The following is a 25,081-nucleotide window of genomic DNA, read 5'->3' as shown; positions in this document are numbered from 1 at the left end:
CCGGGTCGCTTAGGCGGGATCCCGCGGTTCGCCGGGATCCCGCGGTTGGTAGCCGCCAGCCAGGCCGACGAGCGTCAGGATCGCGACGGGGACGGCGAGCAGCGGGATGCCCTCGCCATAGCGACCGCCCTGGAGCAGGCTGACCGCGACAGGCAGGCACAACAGCTGCACGACGACGACCGGCGAGCGTGCCCACCACCGCCTGGCCAGCAGTGCCCGTCCGAGCAGGCAGAGCCCCACGGCGGCGACGACGGCGAACAGACCACCAAGCTCCGCCCGGCCGCGGTCGTCGGTGTCCGCGCCGAATCCGCGGACGATCAGGAACACGCCGAGACCGCCGAGCAGGAGTCCTTCGCCACCGAGTAGCGCCACAGCGACGGGCAGGGCCGGTGGGGTATGCACGGCGTCCCGCAGACGATCGCGGCGCAGGTCGGTCCTCACAGGCACATCCCGACAGTACGTGGCCGCGCGGACCATGGTGAAGGTCACGTCCCACGAGGGGTCAAACCGGTCGCAAGGATTACGAGCGACCGTGCAAAGTCCCACCGGCTACCGTGGACATCATGCGCGCGCTGTTGGTCGTAAACCCCATTGCAACGGCGACGACCCAGCGTATTCGTGACGTTCTGGTCAGTGCACTTGCCGCCGACCTCAGCGTGGACGTCGTCATGACCAAGGGCCGCGGCCACGCCGCCGAGCTCGCTGAGCGCGCCGCCGACAACGGCCTCGACCTGGTTGTCGCGCTCGGCGGCGACGGAACGGTCAACGAGATCGCTAACGGCCTCCTGCGGTCGGGGCCGGCGCCCGGTGCTCCCGCCCTCGCGGTGGTGCCCGGCGGGAGCACCAACGTCTTCGCCCGTGCACTGGGCTACTCGCCGTCCCCGGTGGAAGCGACCGGAGAGCTTCTGGAGGCGCTCCGGGACGGTCGCAGCCGCCGAATCGGGCTCGGGCACGCAACCTTCACCAGTTCGTCGGGCATCAGCCAGTCACGCTGGTTCACCTTCTGCGCCGGCTTCGGTCTGGACGCGGCAGTCGTCGAGCAGGTCGAGCGCAAACGGGTACACGGCCGCCGCAACACCCCCGGGCTCTACCTCCGCTCCGCACTCGGCCGGTTCATCCGCAACACCGGACGACGCTGTCCCCCGATCACCGTCACCACGGGCGAGCTGGGCGAGCTGGTGACGGCAGAGACGGCACAGGCAGCGGCAGATGTCCGGAGCGCGAGCCTGCCGGACGATCCGGGCCACCCCGATCCGGTACCGGAACACGTGCTGGCGGCCGTGGTCTGCAACACGACGCCATGGACCTATCTCAACGCCCGCCCGGTGCGTGCCTGCCCGGACGCGTCCTTCGACAGCGGGCTGGACCTTGTCGGCCTGCGTCGACTGACGGTGATGACGACAACCCGTAGCATCCTGCAGATGCTGCACGGCTCCCGGGGACCTCAGGGCCGCGATGTTCTTGCCCTGCACGACCAGGCGCGGATCACGCTGACGGCCGCGCAGGCGATCCCCTTGCAGCTGGACGGCGAGTACCTCGGGCCGCACACGGAACTGACGGTCAGCTCCACGCCCAGGGCCCTGCGCGTCATCGTCTGAGTGTGCGGACAAGCTCCGCTGGATCGTCGCAGATCACCGCATCCACGCCGGCGTCGCGCAACTGCTCGGCGTCGGCCACCGAGGCAACCGTCCACGTCGCCAGACCCACTCCAGCCGCCCGGGCCCGTTCGGGCATCGCCGCCGAACCGAGCACGGACGAGACGTGAGCGTGCAGCTCCTGGTGTCCCGCCGACCGCACATAGGCGATGCCGCCGGCCACCGACATTCGCGGCATGGTCAGGAAGGCCGTGTTCACGGCGATCTCGGCGTCGCGTACCGCCTCGATCGCGAACCAGTCGAACGACGAGACGGTCACGGCCGCCGGGACCTGCGGGACGGCGCCGGAGACCCGGCCGAACCCACGAGCCCGCAAAAGGTCGATCAGGGTCCGGGCGGTCTCCTCCCGCGGGGCGTCGAAGTCCGGCTGACCCGGCTGGTTCTTGACCTCGAGGATGATCCGGCCGCGGCCGTCCCAGACGTCAAGGACGTCGGTCAGGGTGGGCACACCGAGATGGCTCAGTTCGCGGGTGGTTCGACGGATCACAGCACGGCCGGTCAGCCGGCCCGGTATCCGGGCGTCATGGACACACACCAGATCGCCGTCGACGCTGCGCCGTACATCCACTTCGATACCATCGGCACCGGCCCGCAACGCGGCGTCCACTGCTTCAACGGTGTTCTCCGGGCCGGGAGTCCGGCTACCGCGATGACCAAGAACCTGCATGAGCCAACGATGCCATCACGGCCATGACCGCCATCGGCAGGGACCTCCCGGTGGGATCCGCGTAAGCACAAAACCCGTGGACGGCGACAGCCAAGGCCAATCCGGCATGTTCTCCAGATCCCCCGGACATGTGCGTTCACTGGGTCGGCGGTGCTGGGAGAGTCTGTCTGTCAACGTCGTTCGACCAACCGCAAGGCGTGGTCCACCTGTGTCTCGACGGGACAGGTGCAGGCAGGAAGGGGTGCGAAGCCACTTCCAGGTTCTTGCGCGCATGGCAGTTGCGGTGGGAGGGTGGCGAATGTCCGAGGTGGATGGACCACGTACACCTCGGGCTCACGCGCGAGGGTGCAGGCGGTCGAAAGATCGAGAATCCGCACGGATCCGACATCCGAATGATTGTCGGGAAGTGCGGCGCAACCGTAGCGGCTCGCAAAGCGTCTCACGTGCAGTGTGGCCCGAGACGAGAGAGGGAGTTGTACGCATGGACTGGCGCCATAGAGCGCTCTGCCGTGACGAGGATCCCGAGCTCTTCTTCCCGATCGGTACAACCGGTCCGGCTGAACGCCAGGTCGAAGAAGCAAAGGCCGTCTGCAGGCGGTGTGCTGTAACAAGTGATTGCTTGAGCTGGGCACTTGACACCGGGCAAGATTCCGGGGTTTGGGGCGGTTTGAGCGAGGATGAACGCCGTGCACTCAAACGCACTGCGCGCACCCGAGTTCGCACCGCCTGATTACCCACCACCACCAACCCGGCACAAGCTAGACGACGACGTACCAGGTGGCCCGGAAGTGACGCATCGGCCCCAGGGATGTTGCCGCGTGCCTTGATGCCATTCCCGTCCGTATTCGTGCAGTCTGCGAACGGAACTATCGACACCCGCTGTACAGGGGTCGAGACAGCAGGACATGGGGGGCCAGAACGGGGTGGGACGGCGCCAGGCACGGTGGTGCTGTACCCACCTCGACGGTCCTCGTAACGTAGATCTTCAAAAAAATTTTCACGGTGGCAACGGGATGGACAACAGGGCCTCCGTACCACGCTCCGGTCCGGCCTGGAGCCGGATCGCTCCCTGCATCTCACCGAGCACGAGTTGGCGGACGATCTGGAGGCCCAACCTGGGCGAGTGCTCCAGCTGGAAATCGTCGGGCAACCCCGCGCCGTCATCGGCAACCACCACGTCCAGTCGGTCGACACCACGATGGACGCGGAGTTCGATCGTGCCGGCCGAACCATCGAACGCATGTTCGACAGCATTCTGCAGAAGCTCGGAAAGCACAAGCGCCAGCGGCGTGGCGAGTTCGCCGGGCAACCGGCCGAACGATCCCTTGCGGGTCGTGTTCGCGCGCGTTCCGGTCGAGGCAAGATCAACAGTGACCGACGTGATCTGATCGGCGATCTCGTCAAAGGGCACCGACTCACCGAGACTCTGCGACAGCGTCTCGTGGACCACGGCGATCGATGTCACCCGGCGCACCGACTCGCGCAACGCCAGCCGTGCCTCATCCGCCTTGGTCCGACGCATCTGCAGGCGTAGCAGAGCCGCGACCGTCTGCAGGTTGTTCTTCACCCGATGATGGATCTCCCGGATGGTCGCGTCCTTGCTGAGCAGTTGTGCCTCGCGACGCCGAAGATCGGAAACATCGCGGACCAGGACGAGCACCTCCCGGGTGGCCCCTGGGAACAGCGGGATCGCGCGCAACAGCACCACCGTGCTGGCGACCGCCAGTTCCACCTCAACCGGCCGGCGGCGACCGATCGCGTGCCACACGGCCGGGGTGGTCGCCGGCAGGCTCAGCGTCCGGTGTACCGACCGCAGGTCCTCACCGGTGACGTTGCCGGTGTATCCGAGGCGGCGGTAGGCCGACAGCGCGTTCGGGCTGGCGAAGATGACCTTTCCCGAACCATCCAGGCGGAGCATCCCGTCACCGACCCGGGGCGCTTCGGGCAGCTCGGCCGCACTTCCCCGGAACGGGAAGGCCCCTTGTGCGACCATCAGCGCCAGGTTGTTCGCGCACTGCAGGTAGGCTGATTCCAGGGCGCTGGGTGTGCGGGTGGTGGCCAGGTTCGTATCCCGCGCCAGTACCGCGATCACCCGGTCGGAGTGCAGAACCGGGATCGCCTCGGTCCGGACCGGCACGCCGCCGTCCCACTCCGGCTCGCCCTCGCGGGCGATCCGGCGTTCCCGCCACGAGTTCTGCACCACCCATCTGTTAATCACAACGCTGCCGACCTCGTCGTTGTGATACGCCGTCGGCCCGGTGGTCGGCCGCACCTGCGCGACCACCAGAAACTCAGCTCCTGGACCGGACCCGCCACGGGCCACCACGGCCCGACTGGGAACCAGCAGCAACAGGTCCGCGAAGGACAGATCGGCCAGTAGGGCCCAGTCCGCCACCAGGGCATGAAGATGATCGATGTCATCCGCGCCGAGATCGGTGCTCTCGCGCAGAAGGTCCGCCAGCGTTCCCACGCAAGGCAGACTGCCAGACGCGGTGCCACCGCCGGAGCCCCGGCCGTATATCGGTGCCACGTCGAACACCTGATCCCTCGTCAGCTCATGCCGGTCGACCATAGGCTTCCGTTGTGCATCCCCTCGCAGGTCACCCCGCACACGACCCGCTCGCATGGCTGGCCGGCCATGCCCGGCAGCGGGAGGAGGCCGGCCTGCGGCGCACTGTGAATCCGCGCACACCCGCCGCCTGGGCCGCCGGCGACCCACCCCGCCAGCTGGACCTGGCCGGCAACGACTACCTGGGGCTGTCGCGTCATCCCGACGTGGTCGACGGTGGGGTGCGGGCGCTTCGAACCTGGGGCGCGGGCTCCACCGGAAGCCGGCTGGTGACCGGAACGACGACCTTGCACGGTGACCTGGAGGACGCTCTCGCCGCCCATACCGGCTTCGCCGCCGCGCTGGTCTTCGCCACCGGATACGCGGCCAACCTGGGCGTTCTCACCGCGCTGACCGGTCCGGACGACCTGATCGTCTCCGATGAGCGCAATCATGCGTCGCTGGTGGACGCCTGCCGGCTCTCCCGGGCACGAGTAGTGATCGTCCCGCACACCGACGTCGATGCCGTCGACACGGCACTGGCCGGGCAGCCGTGGCGCAACGCCGTCGTCGTCACCGACTCGGTGTTCTCCGCCGATGGCGACCTTGCGCCGCTACCGGCGCTACACGCCGTCGCCCGGGCCCACGGCGCGCTGCTGCTCGTCGACGACGCGCACGGTCTCGGCGTCGTCGGCCCGGGCGGCCGGGGAGCGCTCGCGGACGTCGGACTGGCCGGCGAGCCGGATGTGGTGGCCACCGTGACGCTGTCCAAGGCCCTGGGCAGCCAGGGTGGAGCGGTGCTCGGCCCGGCAGCGGTCCGTGCGCATCTGATCGACACCGCCCGCACGTTTATTTTCGACACCGGACTCGCCCCGGCCTGCGCCGGCTCCGCGCTGGCGGCGCTCGAGCTGCTGGCCGCCACGCCCGCACTCGCCGACGACGTGCGACGGCGGGCCAGCCAGCTCGCCGCGCTCACGGCCGCGCCCCAGCCGGCCGGAGCGGTGGTATCGGTCATCCTGGGTGAACCCGCACGCGCGGTGGAGGCGGCGGCGGTCTGCCGGGCGCACGGTGTGGCGGTCGGCTGTTTTCGTCCCCCGACCGTGCCACCGGGGACGAGCCGGCTGCGGATCGCGGCCCGCGCCGACCTCACCGACTCCGACCTGGCCCACGCCGCGACCGCCTTCGCCACCGCTCTGGGCACACCGGCCCCGGGTGCGCTGACTCCGGGTGCGCTGACTCCAGGTGCGCTGACTCCAGGTGCGCCCGGGTGACGGTGCTCGTGGTGACCGGGACCGGAACCGGTGTCGGCAAGACCGTTGTCACGGCTGCGCTGGCCACGCTGGCCCGGGACCGGGACATCGACGTCGCCGTGGTGAAGGCCGCGCAGACCGGCGTCGGCCCAGGTGAGCCCGGCGACCTCGACCATGTGCGGCAGCTGTCCGGAGTCGAGGACCTGCACGAGTGCGCCCGTTTCCCGGCGCCGCTCTCGCCGGCCGCGGCGGCCCGGCTCACCCGACGCCCTCCGGTGGAACTCGCCGACGTCGCCCGACAGGTAACGGAGCTCGCCCGGGGTCGGCGGCTCGTCCTGGTGGAAGGCGCGGGCGGGCTGCTGGTCCGCTACGACGACGAAGGCGCCACCGTGGCCGATCTCGCCCGCGCGCTGGCTGCGCCGGTGTTGCTGGTCAGTGCGGCCGACCTCGGCACCCTCAACGCCACCGCACTGTCCCTGGAGGCGCTGGCCCACCGTGGCCTGGAGCTGGCTGGTCTGGTCATCGGTTCCTGGCCGTCCGATCCGGACCTCGCCTGCCGTTCGAACATCAGCGACCTGGAGATGCTGGCCGCCCGCCCGCTCGCCGGAGCGCTACCGGCCGGGTCTGGCGCCGCGGATGCGGCGTCCTTCCGTGACACCGCCCGAGCGTGCCTCGCACCTGCGTTGGGCGGTACCTTCAACGCCCAACAGTTCCGAGAGAGACACACTCCGTGACACGATGGGCAACAGCAGGTGTCGGGCAGTTGTTCACCGACCGGACCCGACTGAGAACTATCGCCGACGAGCGCGCGTGAACCTCCGCCGGTGTGCGAGCGTCCACCGTGGGAAACGAGCGTGGCCGAACGTGAAGCCGCCCGGCGCACCGCCACACCGCCATATCTCCGCACCGCCATATCTCCGCAGCTCCGCACCGTCAGACGAGTCGAGGTCCACGTCGGACCACAGGGAGACCACCGTGCCGCCATCGTCAGCGACCGCCCCGCCCGCCGCACGCCAATCAGGCGAAGACGTCAGTACCTCCACCGACATCCTGCAGGTAGCGCGTAGTCAGGTACTGGAGGATGGTAACGGCCTGTCGGCCGAGCAGACACTGGCTGTACTGCAGCTCGACGACGAGAGGATCAGCGAGGCGCTCGCACTCGCGCATGAGGTGCGGCTGCGCTGGTGTGGCCCGGAGGTCGAGGTCGAGGGAATCGTCAGTCTCAAGACCGGCGGCTGCCCCGAGGACTGCCACTTCTGTTCCCAGTCCGGGCAGTTCGACTCGCCGGTCCGCGCAGTCTGGCTGGACATCCCGTCGCTGGTCCAGGCCGCACAGGCGACCAGGGAGACCGGCGCCAGCGAGTTCTGCATCGTCGCGGCCGTACGCGGCCCGGATGAGCGGCTGATGAGCCAGGTCCGCGCGGGCATCGCCGCGATCCACGCCGCCGTGGACATCAACATCGCCTGTTCGCTCGGGATGCTCACCCAGGAACAGGTTGACGCCCTCGTCGACATGGGCGTGCACCGTTACAACCACAACCTGGAGACCGCACGTTCGCACTTCCCCCAGGTCGTGACCACCCACAGCTGGCAGGAACGGTGGGAGACCTGCGAGATGGTGCGAGCGGCCGGTATGGAACTGTGCTGCGGCGCGATCATCGGTGTCGGCGAGACGCTGGAGCAACGGGCGGAGCTCGCCGGGCAGCTCGCCGCGCTGGAGCCCGATGAGGTGCCGCTGAACTTCCTCAATCCGCGGCCCGGTACACCCTTCGCGGACCTACCTGTGATCAGCGCCACCGACGCGCTGCGGACGATCGCCGCGTTCCGGCTCGCGCTACCGCGCACCATCCTGCGTTACGCCGGCGGTCGTGAGATCACCCTCGGCGACCTGGCGGTCGACGGGATGCTCGGTGGCATCAACGCCGTCATCGTCGGCAACTACCTGACGACATTGGGACGCCCGGCCGAGGCGGACCTTGCGATGCTCGCCGACCTCAAAATGCCGATCAAGTCGATGCAGGCCACTTTCTGACCGGATCATCGACGACTGACCGCAACATCGACGACTCCGTCGGGCGCGCAATCATGGTCCCACCGCGCGCCCGGCGGCCCCGGGAAGCCAAAGAGCGCCCGGCAATAGGGACGCGGCGTCGCGGGGCCGGGCGCTCTAATCTCAGTGGCATGACTGTCAGCGGAACGGAAACGGCCTTCTGCGACCGGTGCGGACGGTTGCTCTCCGACGGAGAGCACGACGCCTGTCACCGGGCCCGGTTGCTGGAACCGCCACGCTTCTGCCAGAGCTGCCGTCGACGGCTGGTCGTGCAGGTCACACCGACCGGGTGGACGGCACGTTGCAGTGAACACGGCTCAACCGTCGGCTGAGCCCCTGTGCGGCTACGGTCAGGCCGCTGGCAGGCCGTCGAGGAGGGCTATCAGGTCGCCTTCCTGAACGACGTCCCCCTCCTGCACCGCGATCCGGGCGACCCGACCGCCGTCCTCGCTGAGCACCGGGATCTCCATCTTCATGGAGTCGAGGATCACGAGCGTGTCCCCGGCCGACACCGTGTCACCGACACCGACCACGACCTTCCACACGTTGGCGACCATCTCGGCTCGAACTTCCTCGGCCACGGTTCCCCTTCCCACTGCCGACCGGACAAACGCACACCGTGAGCGTAGTGCGCACCCGGACGCGACCGCTGCGCGCCACGGCGACAAAGAAAGTCCCGGTTCAACGGCCGATCCACCCAAAGCCGGCGGTGGCCAACCTCCGTTATGATCTTCCGGCAACGCTCCGGAGACTATGACCTCCGGGCGCGCGATCTGACGATCGTCGCGCGCCCTTTGGTCCTCCAGCCGATCGGGACCGCGACGCGCGGCAAATCAGACATGCCGGAATGTCGCCCCTGCGGTCCACCGCTGCGCGGACCAAGCACACTACGAGGGTGTTCGTTCTCCTTGTACTCGCCCTGATCGGTGGCGTCACGGTCGGGCTGATTCGTGGTGGGACGCCGGACGCCCTGGTTCGGATCTATGTGGCACGCCCGTGGATGTTCGCGACCGCGTTCGCGGCGCTGGTCCTCGGGCGGGTCATCCCCGGCGTCCAGGTCGCCGCCTGGGTCACGGCCATGGTGACCGTCGCGCTCTTCGCGGCGGCGAACTCCCGACTACCGGGCCTCGGTCTGCTGCTGGCCGGGATCACGCTCAACACGGTGGTGGTCCTCGCCAACGGCGGTCGGATGCCGGTGTCACTGTCGGGAGCCGAACGCGCCGGCATCGCGGTCAGCGAGGTGTGGGCGTCCTCCCAGTACACTCCGGGGGATACCGCCACGGTCCTGCGTCCGGCGACGGACGTGATACCGCTGGCATTCCCGAACGCGCCGGCCGTGGTCAGCATCGGCGACGTGCTGATCGCCGCCGGCGCAGGGCTGTTCGGAGCGGTCGCACCGGTGCGGGCGCGCCGCACCCTGGAGGCTCGCCGCGTCCGCGTGACGCGGTCCATAACCTCCGGTGCAGCTTCTCCCACTCTTCCAACGGATCCGGACCCGGTGGCGGCCGTCGCGGCGGCACGGCCGGCCGAGCGCCCGTGACAGGATGACCGGAGCGGAAAGGAGGTACCCGACGTGGCGAAGAAGAAGCGTAAGCGGCGCGCACGCGCCAAGCACAAGGCCAATCACGGCAAACGCCCCAACACCTGAGCCGGCGCCGGCGGGCCGCGGTCGAACGTCCGCCCCGGTGTGTGCCCCGCCCCCAAGCCGGGGCCGGGGCACACACCGGGGCCGGGGCACGCACCCCTGTTGCCGGGCACTCTCAGCCGGTGCCGACGCGGGGCCGCAGCCAGTCGACGGTGCGACCCAGGCCACCATCAAGATCAACCTGAGGTCGCCAACCGACCAGCCGTTGTGCCTTGCTGACATCGAGTTCGATCCGCGCCAGCTCCCCGGGGCGCGACGGCGCGAGTTCCGGGGTGTCGGCCACCCCGATGATCCCCGCAAGCCTGCTGTGCAGTTCCCGGACGGCGGTCTGGGTACCTGTCCCGATGTTGAGCCGTTCGCCGTTGGCCGCATCCACCGAGGCTGAGCGAGCGAAGGCGTCCGCGACATCGCCGACGAAGACATAGTCGCGAGTGGTGGCACCATCACCGAAAATCATGGTCGGACGTCCCTCGAGCATGGCCGTCCCGAAGATCGCTACCACACCGGCCTCGCCGTGCGGATCCTGGCGCGGCCCGTAGACGTTACCGAGCGCAAGCGCGGTCGTCGCCAGACCATATGTCGCTCGGTACACCGACAGGTACAGTTCGCCAGCCGCCTTCCCGGCCGCGTACTGGGACTCGGGAGCCACCGGCGCGGTCTCGTCGACCGGCAGATGCCGGGGCGTCCCGTAGATCGAACCACCGGACGACGTATGGACGAACTTCCCGACGCCGGCCTTTCGACTCGCCTCCAACATGTTGATCGTGCCAAGCACGTTCAACCGGGCATCAAGAAGTGGATCTCTGATGCTCACCCGCACATCGATCTGCGCAGCCAGGTGCAACACCGCATGCGGGCGAACCCGCCCCACCACATCATCAAGATCAGATGAGGTGACATCGACCTTCTCAAACGAGAACCGGGCGTCAAGGGAAGCCTGCGTCAGGTTCTCAAGCCGCCCAGTGGACAGGTCGTCGATCCCGACGACGTCGTGGCCGTCGGCGAGCATACGGTCAGTGACCGTGGAACCGATGAAACCGGCCGCGCCGGAGACGAGAATACGCACGGCTCCCGAGCTTAGTGGTCGGCGCTGAGCCACCGTAGGCTGACCATCCCCCGCCGGGCACTGCACTCACTCGGCGCGAAACTCGGCCCTGGCTGCGTCAGCCCGTGCCGCCCGCAAGCGTTCCAGAACACTCTTTCGAAGAGTGTCCGGAGCGCGCTCGCCCCCGCATCGGCGGGCGATCAGAAGCTTCACCTCGTGCTCCACGCCGAACTGCCGAAGACACGGGGAGCATTCGTCGAGATGCGTCCGAATAAGGTACTTATGGTCGAAGTCAATCTCGCCGTCGAGATACAGATAGACGGCCTCCAGCACCTTGCGGCAGTCGACGCCGTGCGGGTCACCACAGCTCACGATGCACCGCCATCGACCTCGGAACGACCGGCGCGAACCAGACCCCGCTCATGGGCATAGTGCTCAAGGGAGGTACGCAGGCCACGGCGACCGCGGTGCAACCGGGACATCACGGTACCTATCGGGGTACCCATGATCTCCGCGATCTCCTTGTAGGCGAAGCCCTCGACATCCGCGAGGTACACCGCCATCCGAAAATCCTCGGGCAGCGCCTGCAGAGCTTCCTTGACGTCGCTGTCTGGCAGGTGCTCCAACGCCTCGGTCTCAGCGCTCTTGAGCCCACTGGACGTGTGCGATTCCGCGTCGGCCAGCTGCCAGTCCTCGACCTGCTCGGTCGGGCTCTGCAGCGGCTGGCGTTGCCGCTTGCGGTAGGTGTTGATGAACGTGTTCGTCAGGATCCGGTAGAGCCAGGCCTTGAGGTTCGTACCTTCCTGAAACTGGTGAAAAGCCGCGAAGGCCTTGACGAAGGTCTCCTGCACCAGGTCCTCGGCATCGGCGGGGTTCCGCGTCATCCGCAGCGCCGCCGCATACAGCTGATCAAGGAAAGGCAGGGCGTCCTGCTCGAAACGGCTGGCGCGCTCTTCGGCAGTCTCGTCGACCAGGACCACTCCCTCGTACCTCGGACCGTCCGCGGGACGCCGGTTGACGGGCACGCCACCGACCACTGAAACGGACGATACCTCGCCGGGTGCAGCCGCGCGGGCAGAAAAGCGGCCGGCGGAACCAGCCACCGGTCCGGTGGGACAACGGCCCTGGGCATCCGTGCGGCCGTCGAGTGGCCGCATCTGCGCAACTGGCGTCGGCGCGGCGTCGCCGACGCTGGGCACCGGCCCGCTCGCGAACTGGGCAGTCATCAAACCTCCGAGTGGATGTCCCTGGCTAACCGGAGACGACGCAATCACCGGGACACGAAATGATCTGGGGGTAGTCCGGCCGCGTCGACGGTCCGAAGGACCCTTTCGGCTTGCATAACCGTTCGACCGGGTGTCGGGATTCCCGACCACCCGATGGTGTGCCGCCGGATCCACTCCGTCCCGACCGTGGCCGCTTCATTGATCACGTCAGCTTCGGTCCGGCCGTCCCGGCGACGCGTCCGCATGGCGTGATCAGCGCCCGCGAGGACATGCACCTCGATGTCGCGATCCGGAGCTGGGACCGGCATCCCGAACGCGTCCCGGTCGCCCTGCACCACGAGGACGGGGACGCCGGCGCCGAGTAGCTCCGGCAACCTCGACGGCCGGTCCGCGGCGGGTGGATCCAGCGGGAAGCCGAAGGCCACCACTCCCACGGCCGCTACCGAAGCGGCGCAGCGGCACGCCACCCGCGATCCCATCGACCGTCCCACCAGAACGACGGGACGCGGCTGGGGCAGCATGTCCAGGGTCGCCCGGAGCACTGCGTCCAGCCTTGCCGGACGATCCGGAGCACGGCGGCCGGCAACCCGGTACGGCATCTCCAGGCGGGCGACGCTCACCCCGATCCCCGGCAGTCGCACCGCAAGTTCGGACAACACACCAACATCGGTTCCACTGCCCGCGCCGTGCAGAAGCACAACAAGCCCACACGACCCGCGTGGCGCGGGAACCAGAAACACCCGCCCTCCGTCAACTTCCAGAGGAGGCATGTCGGGAAGGGACCCGCCAGCCACGGTCACCTCCGTGACAGATACGTCACCGTTGACCATCCAGATCTGTCAGACTTCCCGAGAACCTGTGTGACGTGTTTCGCATCTTCTCCCTTTGAAGGGTAGGAAAAGTCCATGCTGCCCCGTCTCGACGCCGAGCCAGATCAGTCGCGCGGACGAACCACGACCCTCGTCTACGAGACGCCCACGGACAGTGATGATCCGTACTGGGCGTTCTACGAGGATGTCGCCGCGACCCAGCTGGCCAGCTGGTTGCCGACGACACAGATCCGGGTCCTGGACGTCTCCGGCCCGCGGACGCGGTTCGCACGTCAAATGGTCGCAGCCGGGCACGACGTCGTGCGAGTCGTCCCCTCGGCGAAGGGTCTGGACCCCTCGTATCCCGGCGTGGTCGACATGCGCAGCCGGGCGCAGCTGGGCGACCCCACGTCCGGCCAGGGCAGGTTCCTGCACGTCGCGGGCGACTCCCGATCGCTGGACTGGTTCGCTCCGGCGAGCTTCGACGCCGTCCTCGCCGAGGGCCGGGCGCTGTCGTTCTGCCTGGCTACCGAGACGACGCTGGAGGAGATCTACCGCATGCTGCGCCCTGGTGGGCGACTGCTGCTGTGCGTCGACTCGCTCCTGCTCGGGCTCGCCCGTCTCGCCGAACAACACCGCTGGGCAGAGCTGTCGGACGTGCCCCGGGCCGATGTCGTGCTCGTCCCCGCCGAGGACGGCTCCATCACCCGCTGTTTCTGGCCGGAGGAACTGCACGCGCTACTGACCAGCGCGGGCCTCGACGTCGACTGGATCCGTCCACGGACGGTGCTGTCGGCCGAGGCGGTGACGCGCGCCGTCGCCTCCGATGTGTCCTGCTTCCCCACCCTCGTCCGGACCGAGGTCGAGCTTTCCGCCGAACGCGAGGGCGAGTCGATCGGCATCCACCTTGTGGCCAGCGCCCGCCGCCCCGGCTGACCGGGCCGGCTGACCGGGCCGGGCCTGGCCCGATCAAGGCGGTTTCCGGCATGCTGAGGTGGTGACCGTCACCACGGATGTGCCTATCGACCCCTGGCCGGCACCAACGGCGCAACGACCAGTCGACGCGACCGTGATGATGCCGGGCTCGAAGTCGGCGACCAACAGGGCGCTGATCCTGGCAGCGATCTCAGACGGCACGAGCCGGCTGAGTCGGCCCCTGCGATCACGCGACACGCTGCTCATGGCCGCCGCGCTGCGCGCGCTCGGGGTCGCCGTGCTCGACGACCGCGACGACTGGGTCGTCCACGGTGAATTCCCGCTGCGGGCTGCCCCGGGTGCTCTGATCGACTGCGGCAACGCCGGTACGGTCGCCCGGTTCACCCCGGCGCTGGCCACACTGGCCCACGGTGACCTGGTGTTCGATGGCGACCCGCGCATGCGTGAACGTCCGCTCCACCCTCTCCTGGATGCATTGCGGGCCCTGGGCGCACGCATCGACGGCAACCGGATGCCACTGACCGTGCATGGCCGCGGGCGCCTCACCGGGGGTGAGGTGACGGTGGACGCGTCCACGTCCAGCCAGCTCGTGTCCGGGCTTCTGCTCGCGGCACCCAGATATGATCATGGAGTAACCGTCCGACATGTGGGCTCGCGGCTGCCCTCATGGCCGTACCTGGAGATGACCGTTGCGGACCTGCGTGCCGCCGGCGCCTCGGTTGAGGTTGACGTCGACCGGACCCAGGCGGGGGTGGCGGCGCGCTGGTCGGTCGCACCCGGCAGGATCCTCGCCCACGACCGCATCATCGAGCCCGACATCAACAGCGCGACTGCCTTCCTTGCGGCGGCGGCGGCGACCGGCGGTCGCGTCGTCCTCGCCGACTGGCCGGCCGCAACCGTGCAGCCCGGCCGGCTGCTCCCGGAGTTGCTGACCGCGATGGGCTGCGCCGTCACACAGACATCGGTCGGTCTCGAGGTACGCGGCCCGCAACGCCTGCGTGGCATCGACGTGGACCTCACCGACTACGGCGAGGCCGCTCCCACGCTCGCGGCGCTCGCCGTCCTCGCCGATTCGCCCAGCCGCCTGCGGGGCATCGCACACCTGCGGTTGCAGGAAACCGACCGACTCGCGGCGCTCGCGGCGGAGCTGGGCCACCTGGGTGCGGCAGTCACCGTGACCGAGGACGGGCTGGCCATCTCCCCCGCACCGCTGTCCGGCGCCGCTCTCGACCCGCGGGCCGACCATCGCCTCGCCATGGCGTATGCCGTGGTGGGGCTCGTGGTACCGGGGGTGCTGGTCCACGACATCGGCACAACCGCCAAGACCGTGCCACACTTTGATCGACTGTGGGCACAGATGCTGGCCGGTACCGGGATGCCGGACGAGACCGTCCAGCAACGATGAAGTCCGGCAACGATGAAGTCCGCCACCGCGGGCTGGAACGGCGCAGGTGAATGCCGCGGGAGCTTGACGAGGACGACGTGCGGGTCCGGGCCGGGCGCGGGTCACGGCCCCGAACCCGGGAACGTCCCGACCATGCCGACGCGGTGACGGCCACGGTCGTCGCCGTTGATCGGGGTCGCTACACCTGCCATGTCACCGGGCACCTGGCTGCGAAGGCACCGGCGGCCGGGACGCCGGCCGGCCCATCGACATCCACCGGCGTGCTGGTCGCCGGTGTCCGCGGCGGTTCGTTGCGCCGGACCAGCGTGATCGTCGGCGACGAGGTCGCCCTGGTCGGTGACGTCTCGGGTTCGCCCGGCAGCCTTGCCCGGATCGTCGGGCGGAGCGAACGCCGAAGCGTGCTGCGTCGCACCCCCGACGACACCGATCCCCTGGAACGCCCGATCGTCGCCAACGCCGACCGGCTCGTCATTGTCTGTGCCCTCACCGACCCACCACCGCGCACCGGGCTGATCGACCGATGCCTGGTCGCGGCCTACGACGGTGGCCTGGAGCCGGTGCTCTGCCTCACCAAAGCCGATCTCGCCGACGACACGCCGCTGCGGGAGCTCTACGGGCCGCTCGGCCTGCCGGTGGTGACCACCCGGCCGGATGCGGGCATCGACGCGCTGACGGCGCTGCTCGCCGGCTGCGTCTGCGTCATGTTCGGTCACTCCGGCGTCGGCAAGTCAACGCTGGTCAACCGGGTGGTACCGGATGCCGCCCGGACAATCGGCGCGGTCAACGCGGTCACCGGACGAGGCAGGCACACCTCGTCCGCCGCCATCGCCCTGCCGATGCCCGGTGGGGGCTGGGTCGTCGACACTCCGGGGGTGCGCTCATTCGGGCTGGGCGCGGTCTGTGCGGACCGGGTGCTGGCCGCATTTCCCGATCTTGCACCGGCCGCGGCTGCCTGCCCGGGTGGCTGCACTCACCAGGCGGGCCTCGCCGACTGCGCGCTGGACCAGGCTGTCGATGACGGACAGGCAGACCCAGGCCGGCTCGCGAGCCTGCGCCGGCTGCTTGCCGCCCGGTCCGCGGCCGACCCGACATAGCCGACCCGACGACATAGCGGGAAATCCGCCCATGCCGGCCACCGCCCGGCCACCCCCGCCCCGGTACGCTCGCCGCGTGACCCATGCCGCACAGACAGAATCGGATCCCCTTCACGGCGGCGTGCCGGCCGGTATCGCCGAAAACCCGGCGAACCCTGCTGCCGACGACCATCCGGTGACCGACGATCTCGCCCTGGCCCTGGCCCTCGCGGATGCCGCCGACGCCATCACGGTGGCCCGTTTCCAGGCTGTGGACCTGCTGGTCGAGGCCAAGCCCGACGCCACCCCGGTGACCGACGCCGACACCGCGGTGGAGGCGATGATCCGCGAACGGCTGGCGCAGGCCCGCCCCGGCGACGCGGTCCTGGGTGAGGAACAGGGCCTTATCGGCGACGCCAGGCGTCGCTGGGTGGTCGACCCGGTGGACGGCACCAAGAACTTTGTTCGCGGCGTGCCGGTCTGGGGGACCCTGCTCGCTCTTGAGGTCGACGGGACGGTCGTGGTCGGCGTCGCCAGCGCGCCTGCGATGGGCCGGCGCTGGTGGGCTGCGCGTGGTCACGGGGCGCACACCCGAACGGTGGCCGGCGAGATCCGTTCGCTGAGCGTGTCAGCGGTGGCGGACCTGGCCGATGCCTACATGTCGTTCGCCTCCATCGAGAGCTGGTCGGCGGCCGGTCGGTTGGAATCCTTCATGAACCTGGTGGCGACGGTGTGGCGGACCCGCGCCTTCGGCGACTTCTGGTCGCACATGATGGTCGCCGAGGGAGCTGTCGACCTGGCCTGTGAGCCCGACGTGTCGCTGTGGGACATGGCAGCCCTGCAAGTGATCGTCGAGGAGGCCGGGGGCACCTTCACCGATCTCACGGGACGCCCCGACCCGGCCGGCGGCTCGGTTCTGACAAGCAACAGCCGGCTGCACACCCGGGCGCTGGAGATCCTGAACCAGCCGTCCATGAGCGCTCCGGGGACCGAGGCCTGCGGGCGCGCGATCTGACGATCCGTAGCGCACGGCGTCCGATCGGCTTTGCCCACCGGGGGGCGCCCGCGGTGTTCCAGCGGGAGAACACCCTGGCGGCATTCCACCGGGCGCTGACGGGCGGTGCGCGCGGCCTGGAGTCGGACGTGTGGCTGACGGCTGACGGTGTTCCGGTGTTGCATCACGACGGCGTATTCGGACCACCTGGACGGCGCCGCCGGATCAGCCAGACGCCGGCGGCCAGGCTCCCTCGGTGGCTCCCGCGCCTGGCTGACCTCTACGCGGCCTGTGGCAACGACTTTGAACTCAGCCTGGATCTGAAAGACCCGCCCGCCGCCACGGGTCGGGCCGCACGGGCTGTGGTCGAAAGCGCCCGTGCGGTGAACGCGGCGGGACGGCTGTGGCTGTGCGGGAACCTTGACGCAATCCGCGTGTGGCGGCCGATCATCGAACTCGACAATCGTGGCGACCCCGACGCGACGGTAATGCTGGTGAACTCCGCATCCATCCGGGAGATCCGTACTTACCAGGACGCGCGCCCGAGCGCCGCAGTCCCTGCGGCGCTGGAAGTTTACACCCGTGGTGCGATCACAGCCGGGGCCACCGTGCTGAATCTACGTGCCAACGACTGGTCCGCCGCGATGGTGCGACTGGTTCACGCTCGCGGACTTCTTGCGTTCGGCTGGCATGCCCAGTCGTCCCGTACCCTGAAGCGCCTTCTTGGATTCGGCTTGGACGGGGTCTACTCCGACCACCTCGGCCGCCTTGTACACGCCACCGACAGCGAGACAACAATCACGCGTACACATCACGTCCAGTGATCAAAAAACAACACTCAATCATCGCCGGCCGGCAATGGCCGACACAAAACACCAATCGCTCAATTAGACCTGGATGCGATTGCCAACACTATCCCCAACACTGCACAGAGTAACCGGCTCGACGCATTGACGTGACGCCGACCGGACCCGTGGCTCACCTCGGTGAACCGAGCCGGATCCCGCCCACATTTGCATCGCCGAGAGTGCATATTTCATGACTGGCACCGCTTCGCCGAACGGCTCACTCCTCGGCAGCCACTTTCAGCATCTGCGCCGGAAATCCTGTCCGTTCCGCTACATGTTCGACAGAGTAACCCTGCTGCACCAGATCACGAGCCTGCTCAAGGGTCCAGCCACGGCCGGGGTCAACCCGGCGGACGACGACCTCACCTGCTTGGCGACGCTCTTCCGGCCAGCTCAGACGCGCACGACGTGCCAACGGTCGACCTCCGATATATCTCTGACTTCAGTTACTACAACGAGGATAGGCCACATTGGCATGACCGCGCCCGACGAACTCCACGATAGCGGGCCGCGGTGTCCCAATGCGATAGCGGGTTGGAACAAAGAAGTGGCATCTGTCTCGACGATCTGGCGCGGTAGCCGGTTGAGCCGGCTGAAGCGGGTCCGGATGAAGCGGGTAGCGGCACGGCCGGCCAGGTGCGCACAGCCAACCGACCGCGGTTGTTCAGTCCAGAGAACACCCCATGGCTCCTGCTCAGTATGAACCTCGGCGGGAGACTGCGAACTGGACCCCACCCAGGACGGCACCCACGATCATGGCTCTCCCCGCACGACCGGTCCTTCCCCGCCACGGGTGTCGCCCGGGGTACTCGAAGCGGCTGCAAGCGCGGTTTCCCCACCGGCGGCCGGACTCATCCGCCGGCTCCGACTCCGGCTTCCGGCGGGCCGCTGGTCGGGATGACGTCCCTTCGAACGCATAAGATCCCGCCACTGCCGGGCCGAGTACGTTGCCGGACGGGTCGAGGACAGAAAATCCTCCAGGACCGCCCGAAAACGCTCCGGATCGCTGCGGTGCGGGAAATGCCCGGCGTCGGCGAAGATCTCCAGGCGGCTACCCGGCATCGCCGCCTGCAGGATCCGCGCGTGTTCCGGCGGAATCACCGCGTCATGCCCACCCCAGATGATCAAAGAGGGCATTCCGGCGGCGAGGTAACAGCGGTCCAACATCGTGATTGCCTGCCCGTGTCCGTCCACGGACGCTCGCAGCGTCCGGAGGAATGCCGCCCGAGCGGTGTCCACATGCAGGTCTTCCAGGGTGCGCATCAGGTCGTCGACATCCCGGCCCAGATCGGTGCGCAGCCAACGCAACGCCCGGGTCACCGTCCAGCCGATGTGGCGCACGGATGCCGTGGTGAGCAGTGAGAGCACTGGTCCTGAACCCGGAAGCGCCGCGAGGCGTAGCAGTGGATGGATGTCGGAGCGCACCCCGCCGGTGCCTACCAGCACCACCCGCTCACACCGTTCGGGAAACTGATAGGCGAACTGCATGGCCACCCCACCCCCCAGGGAGTGGCCGACCACCGTCACCCGATCGATGCCGAGTACCGTCAAAAGATCACGCATTCCGCAGGCGTATCCGCCAATGGAATAGTCACCGCGGGGCTTGTCCGACCGACCATGGCCGAGGAGATCCGGAGCGATCACCGTTCGGCCACGGGCAAGCAACGGAATGAGGTCGGCCCAGGTCTGCGAGCTGTCGCCGATCCCGTGGATGAGCAGCAACGCCGGGCCGCGCCCAGCGCGGATGTAGGCCCGACGATATCCGTGCACGGTCACGTACCGGGTGGCATAGCGGGAAGTGCCCGGCGGGTGGGCCCGGTCGATCTCCCCGCGATCCGCGGCGCCAGTCATGCCATCCTGACGGTCCGCGGGCATGCCTGCCAGATCATGTGCAACGCGGATACGATTTTCGCGCATAGCCGCCTCCGACCACTCAACCAGGCCGGCCGGCGGACAAAGCAGACAACAAAGCCACTGGTCAGGTCCTGGAACCTCGTCTGCGGCCGGCTGGGACTTTTCATACCTTGACGGTGCGGTTAGCCGGTCAGAACTCGATGTTGCTCATCACGTGCTTGATCCGGGTGTAGTCCTCAAGGCCGTAGACCGATAGATCCTTCCCGTATCCGCTCTTCTTGAAGCCTCCATGCGGCATCTCGGCCACCAACGGAATGTGGGTATTGATCCATACGCAGCCGAAGTCCAGCCGGCGGGCAACCCGCATCGCCCGAGAATGATCTCGCGTCCACACACTGGACGCGAGCCCGTATTCGACCCCGTTCGCCCAGGCAACAGCCTCGTCCTCGGAGCTGAACCGCTGGACCGTCACAACCGGTCCGAAGATCTCATGCTGGATCAGCTCGTCATCCTGGCGCAGGCCCGCGACAACCGTCGCCGGGTAGAAGAACCCCGAGCGGTTCAACGGTGCCCCGCCGGTGAGCACCTGCGCATGCTTCGGCGTGCGATCCACCATCGCGTGGACGCGGCCGAGCTGACCGACGTTGTTCAACGGACCGTAGGCTGCGTCCAGCTCGTCCGGAGCGCCCGTTCTGGTCGCCTGTGCCTGTTCAGTCAGGGCTGCGACAAGATCGTCGTGGACGCCGGGCGCGGTCAGAATCCGGGTGGCGGCGGTGCAGTCCTGACCGGCGTTGAAATAGGCGGCACCCGCGATCCCCGCTGCGGCCGCAGCGACATCGACGTCGTCGAAGACGATGACCGGCGCTTTGCCCCCAAGCTCCAGGTGGACCCGTTTGAGGGTGTCAGCGGCTGCCCGGGCAACGTCCATCCCAGCCCGGACGCTGCCGGTGATCGACGCCATCGCCGGCACCGGGTGAGCGATCAGGGCCCGGCCGGTGTCCCGATCCCCGCATACCACGTTGAGGACGCCCGCGGGAAGGAACTCGGCTGCGATCTCGGCCAACAGCAACGTGCTGACCGGGGTCGTCTCCGACGGCTTGAGCACAACGGTGTTGCCCGCGGCGATCGCCGGCGCGAACTTCCACACCGCCATCATCAGCGGGTAGTTCCAGGGGGTCACCTGCGCGCAGACGCCGACCGGCTCACGACGCACGAAACTTGTGTGCCCGGCCAGATACTCGCCGGCCGAACGTCCGTCAAGCAGCCGAGCGGCACCGGCGAAGAAACGGATCTGGTCCACCGTCGGCGCAATCTCCTCAGCCAGGGTGAGCGCGATCGGTTTCCCGGTGTTCTCACACTCTGCCCGGACGAGATCGTCTGCGCGTTCCTCAATGGCGTCGGCGAGCTTGAGCAGGGCTCTGGCCCGCTCGCTCGGTGTGGTGTCACGCCAGGATTCGAACGCGTCCGACGCCGCGCGCACCGCCACGTCCACATCGGCCGGTCCGGACACGGGTGCCTCGGCGAAGACCGCTGCCGTGGCCGGGTTGACCAGGGGCATCGTTCGTCCGTCGAGAGCGACGACACCGGCGCCGCCGATGAAATTTGTGAGGATCCTGTCCATACACACTCCGCTGACCAGCACGGATGGAACGGGGCTACGCCGCAAGAGGCTGTCTGCTCCTAGGCCCTAGCCGTCGTCGGCGACCACCGGGGCCTGTCTCACTGAAAAGGCCACCAACAAGCAGACTAGACCATCGATTGCGTGCCCGGCAGACGGATCTACCGCGGAAACCACACCGAACCACGCATTCCACGTCATGCCCGCACCCGGCTCACCCGGCTCACCCGGCTCACCCGCTGACCGTCGCGTCCGCGAGGTCGTGGGCCATGGCCGCAAAGGCGGCCAGGTAGCGGTCGACATCGGCGTCGGAGTGCTGCACCGACAGCGTCCACTCCTCCTCCCGGCCTGGCGCCATCAGGACGCCGCGATTAGCGTTGTAGAGCCAGGCGAGCTCCGGCAGAGCCGGGTTCTGGTGCGCCATGAACGACGTATAGTCCCGGATCGGGGCATCGGCGAAGTGCACGCAGCCCTTGGAGCCGATACCGACCGTGTAGCCGGGCAGCTCGTGGCGCCGGAGAATCTCCTCGCAACCGGCGATAAGCCGATCGCCCAAGCGGTCAAGATGGACATACGCGTCCGCAGTGAGGACCTCGAACAGGCTGGCCCGTGCGGCGGCCATGGTCAGCGGGTTGCCGTTGAACGTCCCCACCTGTTTGACCCGGTCGGCGGCGACGACCTCCATGATGTCGGCCGTGGCACCGATGGCCCCGGACGGCAGCCCGCCGCCGAGCGCCTTGGCCAGGGTGACCATGTCCGGGCGCACACCGAACCGTTCGGTCGCTCCCCCGGGCGCCACGCAGAGGCCGGTCTTGACCTCATCAAAAATCAACACCATTCCGTGCCGGCGGGTGATGTCCCGGACGGCCTCCAGATAGCCGGGCTCGGGCAGGATCACACCGAGGTTCATCATGGCCGCTTCCATGATCACACAAGCCGGCGGACGCCCCTGGGCCACCAACGCCTCGATCCGGCGCTCCATGGCCGGGGCATCGTTGAACGGCACCGGCACGGTCAGGTCGACCACCGCCGACGGGATACCTTCGCCATAGGCAAGCGACGCCATGTGATCGGCAGGCCCGATGTCGTCGTAGGGAGTTCCGATCGAGACCATCACATAGTCGTGATGACCGTGGTAGGAGCCGAAGATCTTAATGATCGTCTCACGTCCGGTCACCGCCCGGGCGATCCGGATCGCGTCCATGGTCGCTTCCGACCCCGAGTTGACATAGCGCCACTGCGGGAGCCCGAAACGCCGGGCCAGCTCCTCGCTGACGATCACCGAGTCCTCGGTCGGCATCGCGAAGTGGCTACCCAGCCCGATCCGCTCACGCACGGCGTGAACGATCGCCGGGTGCGCGTGCCCCTGCACCATCGAGCCGAAACCGTTGTGGAAGTCGCAGTACTCGGTTCCGTCCACGTCCCACACCAGCGAACCCCGCCCGTGCGTCAGGTAGATCGGCCAGGGGTCGCGAGCCTGGTAGGACGACGGCACCCCACCGGTCATCGATTGACGTGCCCGGGAGTGCATCGCCCGGGAGCCTGGTGTGCGTTCAGCCAGGCGGCGCTCCTCCCGCTCGGTGAGGGCGCTCGTCCGCTCGGCAGAGCCGGCGGAGCCGACGGGGTCGGCGTGGTCCGCCTGGTCGGCGGGTGAAGCGCCCGCCCTCGACTCAGCTGTCGTTCCGCTCATACTCCCCGCGTCCCTTCCGGTAGCGCTACCGGGACTGCGGCCTGCGGGCGCGCGATCTGACGATCGTCGCGCGCCCTTTGGCCCTCTGGTCAGGTACGGAAAGCGTAGCCCGATCACCTCGTCGCCAAGGGAATCCAAGGAACACGCCAGGACGAGAAATGTCGGCTCCATGCCGACTGTTCCCATTCGCGCAGCCCGAGGCGGACGCATATCCAGCCGCTCTTGGAGTGAGAATGGTTGCGCCACGAGTCAGCGTGGAACGTCCATGAGGGGGGCGGATCACCGTGCACATCACGCCGTCAGAAACCGACGATTCCACCACCGGTGTCGATCGGACCACGGCGCTGCCGCCGCTACTGCACCCGTTCGCGCGCCCGGCTGCGACGCCGGACTCGTTCATCCGCATCGTCTCCGGCAAGGGTGCGCACGTTGTGGACGACTCCGGTCGGCGCTACGTCGACGCCATGGCGAGTCTGTGGTACTGCGCAGCCGGACACGGTCGCGAAGAAATCATCGAAGCGGTGGCGGCGCAACTGCGGCGACTCGACGCCTTCCACCTGTTCGAGCGGTTCACCAACCCGGCGGCCGACGCGCTCGCCGAGCGACTCGCCGCGTTGGCACCCATGCCGGGCGCCCGGGTGTTTCTGACCTGCGGCGGATCGGAAGCGGTGGACACGGCCATGAAGATCGCCCGCCTGGCACACGCAGTCGCCGGCGAACCGGAGCGGTCGATCATCATCAGCCGGTCTCCGAGCTACCACGGCGTCACCTACGGCGGCATGAGCCTGACCGGCCTGCCCGCGAACCGGGCCGGCTTCGGCCCGGGTGTCGGCGACATCATCCGGGTGGACAAGGACGACCTGGATGCCGTGGCAGCGATCATGACGGACAAGCCCCGTCGAGTGGCCGCGGTCATCGCAGAGCCCGTGATCGGGGCGGGCGGTGTGTATCCGCCGCGCCCCGGGTATCTCACGGGCCTGCGGGACCTGTGCGACGCCCACGGCGCGTTCCTGATCCTCGACGAGGTGATCACTGGGTTCGGTCGGCTGGGCAGCTGGTTCGGTGCCCGGCACTTCGGCGTCCGGCCTGACCTCGTGACCTTCGCGAAGGCCGTGACCAGCGGCTACCAGCCCCTCGGCGGAGTACTCATCGGCCCCGCGGTGCACGAGCCGCTACGCCGTCCGGACGTGGTGCTGCGCCACGGCGGCACCTACTCCGGGCATCCGGCGGCATGCGCGGCCGCGCTGGCCAACATCGCCATACTCGAATCCGAAGGGCTGGCAGGCCGGGCGTCGGTGATCGGCGAGCGCCTCGAGACGGGACTACGCGCGGTCGCGACCACGCACGGTCTCCCCGACGTCCGCGGCCACGGCGCGATGTGGGCGGTGGACCTGCCGGGCGGTCTGGCCGCCGCGGAGATCCGCGACCGCATGCTCACCCATGGCGTCATCGTCCGGCCACTCGGTTCCTCGACGTTGGCCTTCTGCCCGCCGCTGGTCATCGACCTCGCCGACGTGGACCTGCTTTCAACCGCTCTCGACGCGGCACTTGTACGGCGGTGAACGCCGCGGCGGGCGACATACCCGATAATGATCAGGTCTGGTAAATCGGCTGGAACAGGGCATTCCACTCGGCGGCCTCCGCCCTGTCCAGAACCCGGTAGCGGTGCAGGCGGGCAAGATCTGCACGGGTGGGAAAGACCAGCGAGCTGTTGGCCGTGGCGGTCAGCTGCGCCCGCTGGTCACCAGTGGCCGCGACCGCGCCCCGCC

24 protein-coding genes are annotated in these 25,081 nt (G+C 68.5%); 13 read left to right on the top strand and 11 right to left on the bottom strand.

All coding sequences use genetic code 11. The annotated features are described in order from the left end of the window. Positions 1-9 precede the first annotated feature (9 nt). Positions 10-441, bottom strand: coding sequence for a hypothetical protein (locus U9979_RS05715; protein WP_322778544.1), 432 nt, complete (start codon positions 439-441; stop codon positions 10-12). Positions 442-563: 122 nt separating this feature from the next. Between U9979_RS05715 and U9979_RS05710 the strand changes: the two genes are divergently transcribed. Further along, a complete protein-coding gene (locus U9979_RS05710; protein ID WP_322778543.1) occupies positions 564-1,598 on the top strand; it encodes a diacylglycerol/lipid kinase family protein in 1,035 nt (344 codons plus the stop codon). Here the strand turns inward: U9979_RS05710 and U9979_RS05705 are convergent. After that, entirely contained in the window at positions 1,588-2,322 is a 735-nt protein-coding gene (locus U9979_RS05705; protein ID WP_322778542.1) for a glycerophosphodiester phosphodiesterase, read from the bottom strand. The genes U9979_RS05710 and U9979_RS05705 overlap by 11 nt on opposite strands. 481 nt (positions 2,323-2,803) lie before the next feature. Here U9979_RS05705 and U9979_RS05700 point away from each other — a divergent pair, with 481 nt between their 5' ends. Continuing rightward, positions 2,804-3,052: a WhiB family transcriptional regulator gene (locus U9979_RS05700; protein WP_239310115.1), complete on the top strand. Its 249-nt coding sequence runs from the start codon at positions 2,804-2,806 to the stop codon at positions 3,050-3,052. A gap of 267 nt (positions 3,053-3,319) precedes the next feature. Here U9979_RS05700 and U9979_RS05695 read toward each other — a convergent pair whose 3' ends face one another. After that, on the bottom strand, positions 3,320-4,792 hold the full coding sequence (locus U9979_RS05695) for a sensor histidine kinase (protein WP_322748953.1): 1,473 nt from the start codon (positions 4,790-4,792) through the stop codon (positions 3,320-3,322). Between the two features lie 113 nt (positions 4,793-4,905). Here U9979_RS05695 and U9979_RS05690 point away from each other — a divergent pair, with 113 nt between their 5' ends. The 3 genes from U9979_RS05690 to bioB all read left to right on the top strand — a co-directional run bounded on the left by U9979_RS05690 (position 4,906) and on the right by bioB (position 8,151). Continuing rightward, on the top strand, positions 4,906-6,141 hold the full coding sequence (locus U9979_RS05690; protein WP_322778541.1) for an 8-amino-7-oxononanoate synthase: 1,236 nt from the start codon (positions 4,906-4,908) through the stop codon (positions 6,139-6,141). Beyond that, positions 6,138-6,854 (top strand): dethiobiotin synthase, encoded by a 717-nt coding sequence (gene bioD, locus U9979_RS05685; protein WP_322748955.1) that lies wholly within the window; start codon positions 6,138-6,140, stop codon positions 6,852-6,854. The genes U9979_RS05690 and bioD overlap by 4 nt, the downstream gene beginning before the upstream one ends. Positions 6,855-7,095: 241 nt before the next feature. Continuing rightward, positions 7,096-8,151 (top strand): biotin synthase BioB, encoded by a 1,056-nt coding sequence (gene bioB, locus U9979_RS05680; protein ID WP_416210137.1) that lies wholly within the window; start codon positions 7,096-7,098, stop codon positions 8,149-8,151. Positions 8,152-8,519: 368 nt separating this feature from the next. Here bioB and U9979_RS05675 read toward each other — a convergent pair whose 3' ends face one another. Next, on the bottom strand, positions 8,520-8,750 hold the full coding sequence (locus U9979_RS05675) for a biotin/lipoyl-binding carrier protein (protein ID WP_322754132.1): 231 nt from the start codon (positions 8,748-8,750) through the stop codon (positions 8,520-8,522). A gap of 314 nt (positions 8,751-9,064) precedes the next feature. Between U9979_RS05675 and U9979_RS05670 the strand changes: the two genes are divergently transcribed. Continuing rightward, a complete protein-coding gene (locus U9979_RS05670; RefSeq protein WP_322748957.1) occupies positions 9,065-9,709 on the top strand; it encodes a DUF5317 family protein in 645 nt (214 codons plus the stop codon). A 33-nt stretch (positions 9,710-9,742) separates the two neighbouring features. Next, positions 9,743-9,817: a 50S ribosomal protein bL37 gene (locus U9979_RS25080; RefSeq protein ID WP_369809780.1), complete on the top strand. Its 75-nt coding sequence runs from the start codon at positions 9,743-9,745 to the stop codon at positions 9,815-9,817. 112 nt (positions 9,818-9,929) lie between these two features. Here the strand turns inward: U9979_RS25080 and U9979_RS05665 are convergent, their stop codons facing one another. From U9979_RS05665 to U9979_RS05650, 4 genes are all read right to left on the bottom strand, one after another. Beyond that, complete coding sequence (locus U9979_RS05665; protein WP_322778540.1) at positions 9,930-10,880, bottom strand: GDP-mannose 4,6-dehydratase; 951 nt, start codon at positions 10,878-10,880, stop codon at positions 9,930-9,932. Positions 10,881-10,946: 66 nt separating this feature from the next. Next, positions 10,947-11,231 carry a mycothiol system anti-sigma-R factor gene (gene rsrA, locus U9979_RS05660; protein ID WP_322748959.1) on the bottom strand — a complete coding sequence of 95 codons (285 nt, stop codon included), beginning with the start codon at positions 11,229-11,231 and terminating at the stop codon, positions 10,947-10,949. Then, entirely contained in the window at positions 11,228-12,085 is an 858-nt protein-coding gene (locus U9979_RS05655; RefSeq protein ID WP_322778539.1) for a sigma-70 family RNA polymerase sigma factor, read from the bottom strand. Before U9979_RS05655 ends, rsrA begins: the two co-directional genes overlap by 4 nt. Before the next feature lie 44 nt (positions 12,086-12,129). Continuing rightward, on the bottom strand, positions 12,130-12,825 hold the full coding sequence (locus U9979_RS05650; RefSeq protein ID WP_322778538.1) for an alpha/beta family hydrolase: 696 nt from the start codon (positions 12,823-12,825) through the stop codon (positions 12,130-12,132). A gap of 165 nt (positions 12,826-12,990) precedes the next feature. On the opposite strand from U9979_RS05650, the gene U9979_RS05645 reads away from it, so the two are divergent. From U9979_RS05645 to U9979_RS05625, 5 genes are all read left to right on the top strand, one after another. Next, complete coding sequence (locus U9979_RS05645; protein WP_322778537.1) at positions 12,991-13,830, top strand: class I SAM-dependent methyltransferase; 840 nt, start codon at positions 12,991-12,993, stop codon at positions 13,828-13,830. A gap of 61 nt (positions 13,831-13,891) precedes the next feature. Continuing rightward, on the top strand, positions 13,892-15,235 hold the full coding sequence (aroA, locus tag U9979_RS05640; protein WP_322748963.1) for a 3-phosphoshikimate 1-carboxyvinyltransferase: 1,344 nt from the start codon (positions 13,892-13,894) through the stop codon (positions 15,233-15,235). Positions 15,236-15,285: 50 nt separating this feature from the next. Then, a complete protein-coding gene (gene rsgA / locus U9979_RS05635) occupies positions 15,286-16,329 on the top strand; it encodes a ribosome small subunit-dependent GTPase A (RefSeq protein ID WP_322778536.1) in 1,044 nt (347 codons plus the stop codon). A 31-nt stretch (positions 16,330-16,360) separates the two neighbouring features. After that, positions 16,361-17,323, top strand: a complete 963-nt coding sequence (gene hisN, locus U9979_RS05630) for a histidinol-phosphatase (protein WP_322778535.1) — start codon at positions 16,361-16,363, stop codon at positions 17,321-17,323. Further along, positions 17,305-18,126 (top strand): glycerophosphodiester phosphodiesterase, encoded by an 822-nt coding sequence (locus tag U9979_RS05625; RefSeq protein ID WP_322778561.1) that lies wholly within the window; start codon positions 17,305-17,307, stop codon positions 18,124-18,126. Before hisN ends, U9979_RS05625 begins: the two co-directional genes overlap by 19 nt. A gap of 777 nt (positions 18,127-18,903) precedes the next feature. Here U9979_RS05625 and U9979_RS05620 read toward each other — a convergent pair. The 3 genes from U9979_RS05620 to U9979_RS05610 all read right to left on the bottom strand — a co-directional run bounded on the left by U9979_RS05620 (position 18,904) and on the right by U9979_RS05610 (position 23,312). Beyond that, on the bottom strand, positions 18,904-20,001 hold the full coding sequence (locus U9979_RS05620; RefSeq protein ID WP_322748967.1) for an alpha/beta hydrolase: 1,098 nt from the start codon (positions 19,999-20,001) through the stop codon (positions 18,904-18,906). 193 nt (positions 20,002-20,194) lie between these two features. Beyond that, entirely contained in the window at positions 20,195-21,625 is a 1,431-nt protein-coding gene (locus tag U9979_RS05615; RefSeq protein WP_322748968.1) for a gamma-aminobutyraldehyde dehydrogenase, read from the bottom strand. Between the two features lie 229 nt (positions 21,626-21,854). Further along, positions 21,855-23,312 (bottom strand): aspartate aminotransferase family protein, encoded by a 1,458-nt coding sequence (locus tag U9979_RS05610; protein WP_322778534.1) that lies wholly within the window; start codon positions 23,310-23,312, stop codon positions 21,855-21,857. A 284-nt stretch (positions 23,313-23,596) separates the two neighbouring features. Here U9979_RS05610 and U9979_RS05605 point away from each other — a divergent pair, with 284 nt between their 5' ends. Beyond that, entirely contained in the window at positions 23,597-24,874 is a 1,278-nt protein-coding gene (locus U9979_RS05605) for an aspartate aminotransferase family protein (protein WP_322778533.1), read from the top strand. Positions 24,875-25,081 lie beyond the last annotated feature (207 nt).

It is taken from the genome of Protofrankia sp. Cas4, from assembly GCF_963555915.1.
GTDB lineage: Bacteria > Actinomycetota > Actinomycetes > Frankiales > Frankiaceae > Protofrankia.
The sequence above is the reverse complement of the archived record's forward strand: the minus strand, read 5'-3'. Positions and strand labels throughout refer to the sequence as shown.